Source organism: Pedococcus sp. P2_E4, assembly GCF_056403935.1.
This window is the reverse complement of record NZ_JBFUEO010000015.1, coordinates 63,334-75,737: the sequence shown is the minus strand read 5'-3', so window position 1 is coordinate 75,737 and position 12,404 is coordinate 63,334. Positions and strand designations below refer to the sequence as shown.

At 73.2% G+C, this 12,404-nt stretch carries 9 protein-coding genes; 5 read left to right on the top strand and 4 right to left on the bottom strand.

Annotation, left to right across the window (positions count from 1 at the left end; translation table 11 throughout):
- A partial coding sequence (locus AC1DV7_RS09620; protein WP_477596894.1) for a DEAD/DEAH box helicase occupies positions 1-1,543 on the bottom strand: 1,543 nt, incomplete at its 3' end.
- A 270-nt stretch (positions 1,544-1,813) separates the two neighbouring features.
- Between AC1DV7_RS09620 and AC1DV7_RS09615 the strand changes: the two genes are divergently transcribed.
- Positions 1,814-2,506 carry a ferritin-like fold-containing protein gene (locus AC1DV7_RS09615; RefSeq protein ID WP_477596893.1) on the top strand — a complete coding sequence of 231 codons (693 nt, stop codon included), beginning with the start codon at positions 1,814-1,816 and terminating at the stop codon, positions 2,504-2,506.
- Positions 2,507-2,618: 112 nt separating this feature from the next.
- Here the strand turns inward: AC1DV7_RS09615 and AC1DV7_RS09610 are convergent, their stop codons facing one another.
- The 3 genes from AC1DV7_RS09610 to AC1DV7_RS09600 form a co-directional block, all read right to left on the bottom strand.
- Complete coding sequence (locus AC1DV7_RS09610) at positions 2,619-2,885, bottom strand: GlsB/YeaQ/YmgE family stress response membrane protein (RefSeq protein ID WP_477596892.1); 267 nt, start codon at positions 2,883-2,885, stop codon at positions 2,619-2,621.
- A gap of 154 nt (positions 2,886-3,039) precedes the next feature.
- Positions 3,040-3,264 (bottom strand): DUF3107 domain-containing protein, encoded by a 225-nt coding sequence (locus AC1DV7_RS09605; RefSeq protein ID WP_477596891.1) that lies wholly within the window; start codon positions 3,262-3,264, stop codon positions 3,040-3,042.
- Positions 3,265-3,347: 83 nt separating this feature from the next.
- The gene (locus tag AC1DV7_RS09600) at positions 3,348-3,998 is read right to left on the bottom strand and encodes a TetR/AcrR family transcriptional regulator (protein WP_477596890.1); all 651 of its coding nucleotides are present in this window, start codon (positions 3,996-3,998) and stop codon (positions 3,348-3,350) included.
- 73 nt (positions 3,999-4,071) lie between these two features.
- On the opposite strand from AC1DV7_RS09600, the gene moeB reads away from it, so the two are divergent.
- From moeB to AC1DV7_RS09580, 4 genes are all read left to right on the top strand, one after another.
- The gene (gene moeB / locus AC1DV7_RS09595; protein ID WP_477596889.1) at positions 4,072-5,283 is read left to right on the top strand and encodes a molybdopterin-synthase adenylyltransferase MoeB; all 1,212 of its coding nucleotides are present in this window, start codon (positions 4,072-4,074) and stop codon (positions 5,281-5,283) included.
- A 27-nt stretch (positions 5,284-5,310) separates the two neighbouring features.
- The gene (locus AC1DV7_RS09590) at positions 5,311-5,667 is read left to right on the top strand and encodes an MGMT family protein (protein ID WP_477596888.1); all 357 of its coding nucleotides are present in this window, start codon (positions 5,311-5,313) and stop codon (positions 5,665-5,667) included.
- A gap of 123 nt (positions 5,668-5,790) precedes the next feature.
- Positions 5,791-8,991, top strand: coding sequence for an ATP-dependent helicase (locus tag AC1DV7_RS09585; RefSeq protein ID WP_477596887.1), 3,201 nt, complete (start codon positions 5,791-5,793; stop codon positions 8,989-8,991).
- Positions 8,991-12,401: an ATP-dependent helicase gene (locus tag AC1DV7_RS09580; protein WP_477596886.1), complete on the top strand. Its 3,411-nt coding sequence runs from the start codon at positions 8,991-8,993 to the stop codon at positions 12,399-12,401. The genes AC1DV7_RS09585 and AC1DV7_RS09580 overlap by 1 nt, the downstream gene beginning before the upstream one ends.
- The last annotated feature ends 3 nt before the right edge of the window (positions 12,402-12,404 follow it).

Genomic DNA, 12,404 nt, shown 5'->3' with positions numbered 1-12,404 from the left:
GCGCGTCACCCTCGGCGCGGAGGGCGTCGCCGGCGTCGCTGCGGGGCGCCGAGACACGGCCCTCGCCGCCACGGCCACCGTCACGCGACCCGCGACCGCCGTCTCGGGAACCACGTCCAGCGTCACGCGAGCCGCGACCGCTCGCGCCACCGCCCTGCGGCCGGCGGCCACCGGACTTGCCCGTCTCGCCGAGGTCCTCGAGGACCTCCGCGTCGAGGCCGGCGAGCTTCTGGGCCGACCTGGGCAGGCGGCCCTTGGCCGTCCGCGGGATGTCGAGCTGCTCGTAGAAGTGGTCCGACGAGGAGTAGGTCTCCTCGGGCTCGGGGATGCCGAGGTCGAGGGTCTTGTTGATCAGGCCCCAGCGCGGCAGGTCGTCCCAGTCGACGAAGGTGACGGCGATACCGGTGTTGCCCGCGCGGGCGGTGCGCCCGATGCGGTGCAGGTAGGTCTTCTCGTCCTCGGGGCACTGGTAGTTAATGACGTGGGTGACGTTGTCGACGTCGATGCCGCGCGCGGCCACGTCGGTGGCGACGAGGATGTCGACCTTGCCGTTGCGGAACGCCCGCAGCGCCTGCTCGCGGGCGCCCTGCCCGAGGTCGCCGTGGATCGCGGCGGCGGCGAAACCGCGGTCGGTGAGCTCGTCGGCGACCTTGGCGGCGGTGCGCTTGGTGCGGCTGAAGATGATGGTCAGGCCACGGCCCTCGGCCTGCAGCATGCGGGCCAGCATCTCGACCTTGTCCATGGCGTGCGCGCGGTAGACGAACTGCTCCACGGCCTTGACGGTGTGGGCGTTCTCCTGGTCGTCGCCCATGGCCCGGATGTGCGTGGGCTGGCGCATGTAGCGACGCGCCAGCGCCACGACGGCACCGGGCATCGTGGCCGAGAAGAGCATGGTCTGCCGGGCGGGTGACGTCATGGCGAGCAGCTTCTCGACGTCGGGGAGGAAGCCGAGGTCGAGCATCTCGTCGGCCTCGTCGAGCACCACGGACTTGGTGTGCGAGAGGTCGAGGTGACCCTGCTTGGCCAGGTCGATGAGGCGACCGGGGGTGCCGACGACGATCTCGACGCCGGACTTCAGGGCCTCGATCTGGGGCTCGTAGGCGCGACCACCGTAGACGGTGAGGACGCGGATGCCGCGCCGCTTGCCGGCCCGCTCGAGGTCGCTGGCGACCTGCACGGCGAGCTCACGCGTGGGCGCCACGGCGAGGGCCTGCGGCTTGCCGGCGTGGGCGAAGCCCTCCCAGGCCGCGTCGCCGCGGGCGACGGTGCGGTTGAGCATCGGGACGCCGAAGCCCAGCGTCTTGCCCGTGCCGGTCTTGGCCTGGCCGATGATGTCGTGCCCGGAGAGCGCGACCGGCAGGGTCATCGCCTGGATCGGGAACGGCGTGGTGATGCCGTGGTCGGCGAGCGAGGCGACGATGTCGGGGTGGACGTCGAAGTCCGCGAACGACGGGCTCGGCGCGGTGGTGGTGGCTTGGGTGTCGGCGGTGTCGGTGTCGGCCACGTCGGCGGACACGTCAGAGGTCACGGTGGAGTCAGTCATGAAGTTCTCTCGATCGGGAGGTCACCACTCGGGGACCTCGCGCAGCGGGCCGATCGGAGTTCTTCGTGGGGGGTGCGCAGACTGTCATCCGCGAGCTGATTCGTGCCGACCGGGCACCTTGTACCCCTCCACTCTAGCCGGGCGACCCCTCCAACCTCGCATTGCGCGAGCGCCCCGCCCGCATTGCGCGACCGTCCCTGGCACATCAGGGCGCCCCGCGCACGCCGGTCGAACCCGCACCGGGCGGGGCGCGCTTATAGGCTGCGAGGCATGACGCAGGACGAGTGGCTGGACGATCCGCAGTACCGCGACGCCGTCGCCGACCTCCTCGGCGCGCTCGCGTACGGCGAGCTGACCGCCTTCACGCGGCTCGCCGGCGACTCCGAGCTGTCGCCGACCCAGCCGCTCAAGGCGTCCGTCGCAGCCCTCGCCGTCGCCGAGTTCCGGCACTACGAGATCCTTGTCGCGCGACTGCACGAGCTGGGTCTGGACCCGGAGAAGGCCATGGCCCCCTTCATCGCCCCGATCGATGCCTTCCACGAGCGCACCCGCCCCAGCAGCTGGCTCGAGGGACTGGTCAAGGCGTATGTCGGCGACGGCATCGCCACCGACTTCTACCGCGAGATCGCGGCGTACGTGGACCCCTCGACGCAGGCGCTCGTGCACTCGGCGATGGAGGACGTCGGCCAGGCGGACTTCGTCGTCAAGGTCGTGCGGGACGCCATCAAGGAGGACCCGCGCATCGCCGGGCGGCTGGCGCTGTGGGGTCGCCGCCTCGTGGGCGAGGCCCTGTCGCAGGCGCAGCAGGTCGCCGTCGAGCGCGACGCGATGGCGTCACTGCTCGTCGGCGGCGTCGGGGGGTCGAACCGCCCCAGCGCCGACCTCGCCGAGCTCGGCCGGATGTTCGCCCGCCTCACCGACGAGCACACCCGGCGGATGGGCCGCCTCGGCCTCGCCGCCTGAGCGTCGCGCGTCTTCTGGCTGGCGGCCAACGGGTCCACGCGTCCGCGTGAGCGCAAAGGACCCGAGGCCGGTGGCCTCGGGTCCTTTCAAGCTCGCCAGCCTGCGGGGCTTGTCAGGGCGCGGTCTTCCTGCGTCCGGTCACGGCACCGTAGATCGCGATGAAGACGCCCGCGACGATGATGCTGATGATCCAGCGCAGCCAGTCGATTCCGTTTGTCTCCTCAACCCCGAGCGCTGCCGCCAGGTAGTAGCCGACGAGGACGCCGAGGATGCCGAGGATGATCGTCACGATGATCCCGCCCGCCTGCCGGCCGGGCATGACCAGCTTGGCCAAGGCGCCGATGATCGCACCGGCGATGATGAGTCCGATGATCTCCATGAACTGTCTCGATTCTGTCGTGGGCACGATGGGTGCCTCGTTCCCGAGTGGTCATACCCCACACCCCCGGTGGTCCAAACGCACGGCGACGCGCCGCGGGTGGACATTACGGTAGGGGCACGGAACCGCAGGTCAGCCGCCTGCGATCCCGCTCTCAGATGTTGCCGAACCCGACCCCGCGCTTCTCGGACTCGCCCAGCTGGACGTAGCCGAGCACCCCGGCCGGGACGACGAGCTTGCGGCCCTTGTCGCCGGTGAGCGTGAGCGTCGTGCCCTGCTCCAGCGCGGCGTTCACGGCAGCGACGACCTCGTCGGAGCTCGAGTCGGTCTCGAAGGTGATCTCGCGGGCGACGTTCTGCACGCCGATCTTGACCTCCACGATGGGGCCTTTCTTCTCAGAGGTGAGCACGCGGCATACGGGCACGCGGGCTGGTCTTGCACACCAACCTAACGAGGGGCTGGTCAGGAACCTTCCCCGCCCACCTTCGGGAACGAGCCGAGGCCCCGCCACGCGAGTGACCCGACGAGCCGGGCGGCCACGTCCTTGGGCACGTCGGAGCCCTGGGCGAGCCAGTGGCGGGCACTGACCTGGGCCAGCCCGGACAGGGCCATGCCCAGCAGGGAGGCGTCCTCGTCGCCCAGCCCGGTGTCCTCGGCGATCACCTCGGCGATCGCTTCGGCGCACACCAGGCCGACGGCGTCGAGCCGGTTGCGGACAGCCGACTCGTTGGTGAGGTCGGACTCGAAGATGAGGCGGAACGCGGCACCGTCGCGCGCGACGAAGTCGAAGTAGGCCGCGATCGTCGCGTAGACGCGCTCCTTGTTGTCCGTCGTCGAGTCGAGTGCCTCGCGGACCAGCTGCTCGAGACCCTCGCTGTGCTTGTCGAGCAGTGCGAGGTAGAGCTCGAGCTTGCCGGGGAAGTGCTGGTAGAGGACCGGCTTGGAGACGCCGGCCCGCTCGGCGATGTCGTCCATCGCCGCGGCGTGGTAGCCGGATTCGACGAAGGCGGCCTGGGCGGCCTCGAGCAGCTGCGCGCGACGGGCCGAGCGCGGCAGGCGCTGTCCGGGCTGCCGGGCCCTGTCCGAGCGCTCCTGGGCGGAGGTGAGCGACATGCGGCCTCTTTCGTCCTGATCGTCTGCTGACTGCGGTGTCGGGGACATGGTACGCACGGGTAACGTGCGTCACATGGCGATCCCGCCCCTTGTCGCACCGGGCCCCGAGCTGAGCACCGAGCAGAAGTCCCGCTACGCCCGCCACATCCTGCTCCCGCAGATCGGCATCGAGGGCCAGCGGCGGCTCGCGGGCGCCCGGGTCCTCGTGGTCGGCGCGGGTGGGCTGGGCTCGCCGGCGCTGATGTACCTCGCTGCCGCGGGGGTCGGCACGATCGGGGTCGTCGACGACGACGTGGTCGACGCCTCGAACCTCCAGCGCCAGGTCGTGCATGGGGTCGCCGACGTCGGCCGGCTCAAGACCGAGTCGGCGGCCGAGACGGTGGCCGCGATCAACCCCCTGGTGACCGTGGTGCGCCACGACCTGCGGCTGACCTCCGACAACGCCCTCGAGGTGCTGTCGGACTATGACGTCGTCCTCGACGGGGCCGACAACTTCGCCACCCGCTACCTCGTCAACGACGCCTGCGTGCTGCTCGGGCTGCCGCACGTCTGGGGCTCGATCTACCGGTTCGACGGCCAGGTGTCGGTCTGGTTCGCCGGGTACGGCCCCTGCTACCGCTGCGTGTTCCCCGACCCGCCACCACCGGACGCGGTGCCCTCCTGCGCGACCGGGGGAGTGCTCGGCGTGCTGTGCGCGTCGATCGGGTCGGTCCAGGTGGGCGAGGCGGTCAAGCTCATCGTCGGTCAGGGTGAGCCGCTGGTCGGCCGCCTGCTCGTGCACGACTCGCTGCGTCAGACCTGGGACACCCTGACCGTGCGGGCCAACCCGGACTGCCCGGTGTGCGGGGAGTCCCCGACCATCACGTCCCTGGTCGACTACGACGAGTTCTGCGGTATGCCGGGTGCCCCGGTCCCCGACGCGCAGTCGCACGAGGGCGCCGTGCCCGGCTTCGGCGACGTCTCGGCGACGGAGCTCGCCCAGCTGCTCGACGCCCGGTCCCGGGGCGAGCGGGCGTTCGAGCTCGTCGACGTCCGGGAGCCGGGGGAGCGGGAGGTCGTCTCGATCCCCGGGTCGCGCGCGATCCACCTCGACGAGTTCCGTTCCGGCACAGCGCAGTCCGAGCTGCCGGAGGACACCCCCGTCATCCTGCTTTGCAAGTCCGGGGTGCGTTCTGCCGAGGCGGCTGGCCTGCTGGCTGCCTCGGGTCGCGGGGACGTCAGCAACCTGACCGGGGGCGTGCTCGCGTGGGTCCGCGACGTCGACCCGAGCCTCCCCACCTACTGATGGTCGCGTGATCGTGGTGTGCCGGTGGTGACGCAGGGGGCTGGTTTCGGGCCGCCCAGCGAGTTCGCCGACGACGTGCTCGAGGTCGTGGACCAGATCCCCGAGGGGATGGTCATGACGTATGGCGACATCGCCGAGCTCCTCGGCCGCGGGGGTCCCCGTGGGGTGGGGACGGTGATGGCGAGGTACGGCTCGGACGTGCCGTGGTGGCGGGTCCTGCGGGCTGGTGGGCTGTTTCCGCAGGGCCTCGAGGACGAGGCGCTCGCGCACTACCGCGAGGAGGGCACGCCACTGGTCCGCGGGCAGCTCGACGGACGACGGGTGGACCTCACCCGGGCCCGCTGGACCGATGCGAAGGCGCCGGTGCCGCCGACACCAGCGTGACCCGAGCGGCTGTGACCGCGCTGGCCCGAGGGCCGGCGCCGTCGCGGCCGCGCAGCCGGGCCGCTGCGGCGTGGGGAGGCAGGCGTCCCACGCGCTGTCGGCCCGTGATGGTGGGATGGGCGGGTGCTGAAGCTCCGCCGCGCCCCGAGCGTGGTGGCCGACGCGCCGCCCCTGGACGAGGTCCAGCAGGCCGCGCTCGCCCACCGCGGTGGAGTGCTGCGCGTGCTGGGCGGCCCGGGCACCGGCAAGACCACCACGGCGATCGAGGCGGTCGTCGCCCGGGTCGAGTCCGGCGAGGCCACGCCGGACCAGTGCCTCATCCTCACCTCCTCGCGCGTCGCGGCCGGCAGCCTGCGCGAGCGCGTGACGGCCCGGCTGGGGGGCACCTCCACCGAGCCCCTCGCGCGCACCCACCAGGCCCTGGGCTTCGGCATCCTGCGCCAGGCCGCGGCGCTGCGCGGCGACCCCACGCCGCGACTGCTCAGCGGTCCCGAGCAGGACGTCATCCTGCGCGAGCTGCTGGCCGGGCACGTCGCCGAGGGCACTGGCCCCACATGGCCGGAGCGGGTGCACCTCGCCCTGGGCACCCGGGGATTCCGCGGTGAGCTGCGCGACCTGCTGATGCGCGCGGTGGAGCACCACCTGGAGCCACCCGACCTCGCGCGCCTGGGCCGGGAGCACGACCGCCCCGAGTGGGTCGCCGCGGCCGAGGTGCTGGCCGAGTACGACGAGGTCACGGCGCTGTCGGCGCCCGGTGCCTACGACCCGGCGTGGATCCTCGGCGCGGCTGCCGACCTGCTCGAGGAGGACCCGTCTGCCCGGGCACGGCTGGTCGACGGCCTGCGGCTGGTCGTCGTCGACGACGCCCAGGAGCTCACGTCGGCTGCCGCGCGGCTGCTGCGGACCATCGCGGCGCCCGGGCACGACCTCATCCTGCTCGGCGACCCCGACAGCGCGGTGCAGACCTTCCGTGGCGCCGACCCTCGTCACCTGAGCGACGGCTGGGCCGCCCTGGGCACGCCGGCCGGCGGCCGCCGTCCGGTCGACCCCTCGACCGGTGAGCCGCGCACGCTCGTCCTGCCCACGGCATACCGGCTGCCGCAGGCGGTCGTCGACGCGGCGGCGAGGGTGGCACCCAAGATCGGCGCGCTCGCGGGTGGCGTCCAGCGTGGGGCCGCCGCAGGTCGAGCCGGCGGCCGGGTCGACGTGCGGCTGCTGCGTGCGGTCAGCCAGGAGGCGAGCCACGTGGCGGCCGAGCTGCGCGAGTCRCACCTGCGGTTCGGCATCCCCTGGTCCGAGATGGCCGTGATCGTCCGGGGCCAGGGGCGCACCGCCACGTTGCGTCGGGTGCTGATGGCCGCAGGGGTCCCGGTGGCCGGTTCCTCGACCGACCTGCCGGTCCGCGACGAGGTCGCGGTGCGTCCGCTCCTGGCCCTGCTCGAGGTGGTCMTCGACCGCGTGCGCGGCGCCGACGAGCCGCTGCCCGCGCAGGTGGCCGTCGACACCCTGCTGTCCCCGATCGGTGGCGCCGACGCGGTCGGGCTGCGCCGGCTCAGGCGTGCGCTGCGCCGGCTCGAGCTCGAGGGCGGTGGGGGGCGCACCAGTGACGAGCTGCTCGCCGAGGCGCTCCTCGCCCCGGGGGCGCTGGTCGAGGTCGGGCCCGAGGGGCGGCCCGCTCGACGTGTCGCCGCGACCATCGCCGCCGGGGTCGAGGCGGCCCGCGGGGAGGTCGAGCAGACCCCCTCCGGCCCCGTCTGGCGGTGGGAGGCCGGTGTCAGCGCCGAGTCGGTGCTGTGGGCGATGTGGGCGGCGACCGGTCTCGGCGGCGAGTGGCAGGCCACGGCCCTCGCCGGAGGTCCCGGTGCGGCTCGCGCCGACCGGGACCTCGATGCCGTGGTCGGCCTGTTCGACGCCGCGGCGAAGTTCGTCGACCGGCTGCCGCAGGCCGGCCCCGAGGAGTTCATCACGCACATCGGCAGCCAGGACATCCCGGGCGACACCCTCGTCGCGCGCTCTCCCGTCGGCGAGTCGGTGACGGTCACGACGCCGCAGGCCGCCGCGGGCCGGCAGTGGCAGCTCGTCGTCGTCGCCGGCGTCCAGGAGGGTGTCTGGCCCGACCTGCGCCTGCGCGGCTCGCTGCTCGGCTCCGAGCACCTGGTCGACGTCGTGTCCGGCCGCGCCGGCACGTTCCGTGCGGCCCAGGCGGCGGTCCGCTACGACGAGACCCGGTCCTTCCTCGTCGCCCTCACCCGCGCGAGCGACCGGGTGGTCGTGACGGCGGTGCGCTCCGACGACGAGCAACCTTCGGTCTACCTTGACGTCGTCGACCCCGAAACCATTGCGGTGCAAGGGGATCGGCCGTTCGCCGAGGTGGCGCGCACCATGACGTTGCCCACCCTGGTGGGCGAGCTGCGACGCCACCTGGTCTCCCGCGACGCGACGGTCAGGCGCACGGCCGTGGCAGCCCTGGCCAGGCTGACCCACGAGGGAGTCCCCGGCGCCGACCCGGCGCAGTGGTGGGTGCTGCGCGAGATCTCCACCGAGCGACCCCTGCGCGAGCCCGACCAGGAGGTCCGGGTCTCGCCGAGCAAGGTCGAGTCGTTCGACAACTGCGGCCTGCGCTGGCTGCTCGGCTCGGTGGGCGGCGACGGCCCGTCGGTCGGCGCCGCCGACATCGGCACGCTGGTGCACGACATCGCCGCAGAGCTCGGCGACGTCGACGCCGACACCCTCATCGCCGAGGTGGATGCCCGGTGGGGCCGCCTCGGTATGCCGGCCGGTTGGGTGTCGGACCGCAAGCGCCACGAGGCGCACGGCATGGTCCGGCGGCTCGCGACCTACTTCGACGAGGCGCGGGCAGGCGGCTGGGTGCGGCTCGGCGCCGAGGTCGACATGAGGGTCGCCCTGGGCCGGGTCGTGCTCAGCGGCAAGGTCGACCGGATCGAGGGCACGCCGGACGGCGCCGGCCTGAGGGTGGTCGACTACAAGACCGGCAGCAGCAAGCCCCGGGCCGAGGAGCTGTCCCGTCACCCCCAGCTGGGTGCCTACCAGCTGGGGGTCGAGCGCGGCGCCTTCGGCGAGCTGGGCAGCCGCTCGGCCGGAGCCGCCCTGCTCCAGGTCGGCAAGGCCGCGCTCGTCAAGACGACGTTGCAGACCCAGGGCCCGCTGGGCGACGACCCGGAGCCGCAGTGGGCCGCCGAGCTGGTCACCCGCACTGCCGAGGGGATGTCCGGCTCGACGTTCAAGGCGACGGTCGGTGACTGGTGCAAGCTCTGCCAGGTGCGGGCCTCGTGCCCGGCCCAGCCCGAGGGGCGGGTGCTGTGATGGCTGCCTCCCTGCTGTCCGCCACCGAGATCGCCGCCGCACTCGGCCAGCCTGCGCCGACCGAGCAGCAGGTCAGGGTGATCGAGGCGCCGATGTCGCCGCTGCTCGTCGTCGCCGGGGCGGGGTCCGGCAAGACCGAGACGATGACCGGCCGGGTCGTCTGGCTGGTCGCCAACGGCTTCGTCGAGCCCGACCAGGTCCTCGGCCTGACCTTCACCCGCAAGGCCGCCACCGAGCTGTCCGAACGCATCGGCGCCCGGCTCCGCCTGCTCCAGCAGCGCGACGTCTGGCACCCGCGCACCGACGACGCCGAGACCGGTGCCGAGGTCCTCGGGGGCACCCCCACGGTGTCCACCTATCACTCGTATGCCGGCCGGCTGGTCCGCGAGCACGCGCTGCGGCTGGGTTACGAGTCCGAGTCGCGGCTGCTCTCGGAGGCGGCGGCGTGGCAGTACGCGTCCGAGGTCGTGGCCGCCTACGACGGCCCGATGGACGAGGTCCGCTTCGCCGAGTCCACGGTCACCGCGGCCGTCGTCGACCTGGCCGGGGAGATGGCCGAGCACCTCGTCGACGTGGGCGACGTCGCGGCATACCTCGACCGGGTCCTGGCCTCGCTCGCGGCCCTGCCCCCGCACGACGGGGCCCGCGGCAAGGACCTGCCCGGTGAGGTCAAGAAGATGCGCGAGCAGCTCCTTGCCCGCGCAGGCGTGCTGCCGATGGTGGAGCGCTACCTCACGCTCAAGCGCACCCGCGACGCCATGGACTTCGCCGACCAGATGGCGCTCGCCGCCAAGCTGGCGATCGGGTTCGACGACATCGGCAGGATCGAGCGCGAGCGGTTCGGGGCAGTGCTGCTCGACGAGTTCCAGGACACCTCGGCGGCCCAGCTGCAGCTGCTCCAGTCGCTGTTCGCCGCGCCGGGTGAGCCCTCTCCCGTCACCGCCGTGGGCGACCCGCACCAGTCGATCTACGGCTGGCGTGGGGCCAGCGCCACCACGCTCAGCGAGTTCCGCCGTGCCTTCGGTGGCCCGGAGGGCCTCGCGCCCGTGCTGCCCCTGGCGACCAGCTGGCGCAACGACGCGGCGGTGCTCGACGTCGCCAACGCCGTGGCCCAGCCCCTGCGCGAGCGCTCGACGGTGCCGGTCGACGAGCTCGTCGCGCGCGAGGGCGCCGGTCCCGGCCGGGTGGTGGCGGCGAGGGTCGAGACGGCCGGCGAGGAGGCGGCGCTGGTCGCCGACTGGTTGGCCGAGCGGAGGGCAGCGGGCGCGAGGTCGGCTGCCGTGCTCTGCCGCAAGCGGTCCCAGGTCGCGCCTCTCATCGACGCCCTCGAAACCAAGGGGGTGCCCTACGAGGTGGTCGGACTCGGTGGGCTGCTGCTCACGCCCGAGGTCGAGGACATCACCGCTCTTCTCCACGTCGTGCACGACCCTGGTCGCGGCGACCAGCTCATGCGGCTGCTCACGGGGCCGTTGTGCCGGCTCGGGGCCGCCGACCTCGACGGGCTGATGGCCTGGGCGCGCCACCAGCAGGACCTGCGTCTGGGCGTCGACCACCGGGCGGCGCCGCAGGACGACGACGATGCGGAGGGAGCGGTCGCGGGCTCCGTCGGCACCGCGGGAGCTGCGCAGCGGCCCGTGCGCGACCAGTCCCCGGACAGCTCCGACCGGGTCAGCATCGTCGAGGCCGTCGACGACCCACCTCGATCGGGGTGGAGCAGCTGGGACGGCAAGCAGGTCAGCGACGTGGGGCTGGCCCGGCTCCAGGGTCTCCAGCAGGCCATCCGCAGGCTGCGGGCGTTGTCGGCGCTCCCCCTGGCCGACCTGGTTGGCGAGGCCGAGCGTGCCCTCGGGCTCGACATCGAGGTGCTGGCCCGCGAGGGATACACCCCGGCGGCCGCCCGGGCGCACCTCGACGCGTTCGCCGACGTGGCCGCGACCTTCACGGTCAGTGCCGACCGACCCAACCTCGGCGGCTTCCTGGCCTGGTTGGCGGCCGCCCTGAAGGAAGAGCGCGGGCTCGACAAGGGCTACATCGAGGCGTCGACCGACGCGGTGCAGGTCCTGACGATCCACGCCGCCAAGGGACTGGAGTGGGATGCGGTGGCCGTCCCCGGGCTGGTCGAGGGCTCGTTCCCGGCGCTCGCCTCTGCGGCGAGCCGTTCCGACGGCTCGGCCTGGACGATGTCCGAGCCCAAGCAGCGTGGCTGGATCGGTGGTCTCTCCGACGGCGGCATCCCGTACGCCTTGCGAGGGGACCGTGACGGGCTGCCCCTCCTCGACTGGCAGGGTGCCCGCGACTGGAAGGACATGGAGACCAGGGTCGAGGCCTTCCTGCGGGCCGGGGGCGAGCACGGGGTCGACGAGGAGCGACGTCTCGCCTATGTCGCGTTCACCCGGGGGCGGTCCGACATGCTGCTCACTGCACCCGTGTGGACCGACGGCAAGACGCCCAAGGTGACCTCACGCTTCCTGCTGGAGGTCGTCGAAGCCGACCCGCAGCGGCCGGTCACCCGGCTCGAGTGGGCCGACCTCCCCGACCCCGCGGTGCCGGCCGAGGCCGTCAACCCGACGGCGGCCTCGACCGTCAGCGTCGTGTGGCCTGCCGACCCGCTGGCCCACCGCCGGGCTGCGCTGGCCGCAGGAGCCGAGGCGGTCCGCGCTGCCGTCGCCGGGCGCTCCGCAGGGGCGGACGCCCCGCCTGCCGTGGCCGAGCAGGGGATGTTTCCGCTGCCGGGCGATGGCCCCACCGTGCTGGAGGAGCTCGACCTGCTGCTCGAGGAGCGGCGCCGGCTGGCAGAGCGCGGTGACGTCACGGTCCTCATGCCGCGCCACCTCTCGGCGTCCGCGGTGGTGTCGCTGGCGCAGGACCCGGTTCGGTTCGCCACCGCCCTGCGCCGCCCCATGCCCGAGGCCCCCGCGCTGGCCGCACGGCGCGGCACGGCCTTCCACGCCTGGGTGGAGCAGCACTACGCCCAGGCCGCCATGGTCGACATCCTGGACCTCCCCGGCAGCGCCGACGACGACCCGGGCGACGACGCCGAGCTGCCCGCCATGAAGGCTCACTTCCTGGCCAGCGAGTGGGCGCACCGCGTGCCGGCCGAGATCGAGATCGCGGTCGAGACGGTCATCGACGGGATCGCCGTGCGCGGCCGGATCGACGCCGTCTTCCCCAGGTCGGGGGGTGGCTTCAGCATCGTCGACTGGAAGACGGGCTCCAAGCCAACCGGCGAGGTGGCCCGCACCCGGGCGCTCCAGCTGGCTGCCTACCGCGTCGCCTTCGCCCGGTTGCGCGGCCTGGAGCTCGACGAGGTCGACGCGGCGTTCTACTACGCGGGTTCGGGCGAGACGGTCTGGCCGGAGCTGCCGGACGACGACGCCCTGTCGCAGCTGCTGGCCGCGGTGCCCGACTGAGGA

Coding starts and splice junctions, on each gene's coding strand:
- AC1DV7_RS09580 (WP_477596886.1), top strand. CDS start 8,991: ATGGCTGCCTCCCTGCTGTCCGCCACCGAGATCGCCGCCGCACTCGGC.
- AC1DV7_RS09600 (WP_477596890.1), bottom strand. CDS start 3,998: ATGTCGCTCACCTCCGCCCAGGAGCGCTCGGACAGGGCCCGGCAGCCC.
- AC1DV7_RS09610 (WP_477596892.1), bottom strand. CDS start 2,885: ATGGAGATCATCGGACTCATCATCGCCGGTGCGATCATCGGCGCCTTG.
- moeB (WP_477596889.1), top strand. CDS start 4,072: ATGGCGATCCCGCCCCTTGTCGCACCGGGCCCCGAGCTGAGCACCGAG.
- AC1DV7_RS09615 (WP_477596893.1), top strand. CDS start 1,814: ATGACGCAGGACGAGTGGCTGGACGATCCGCAGTACCGCGACGCCGTC.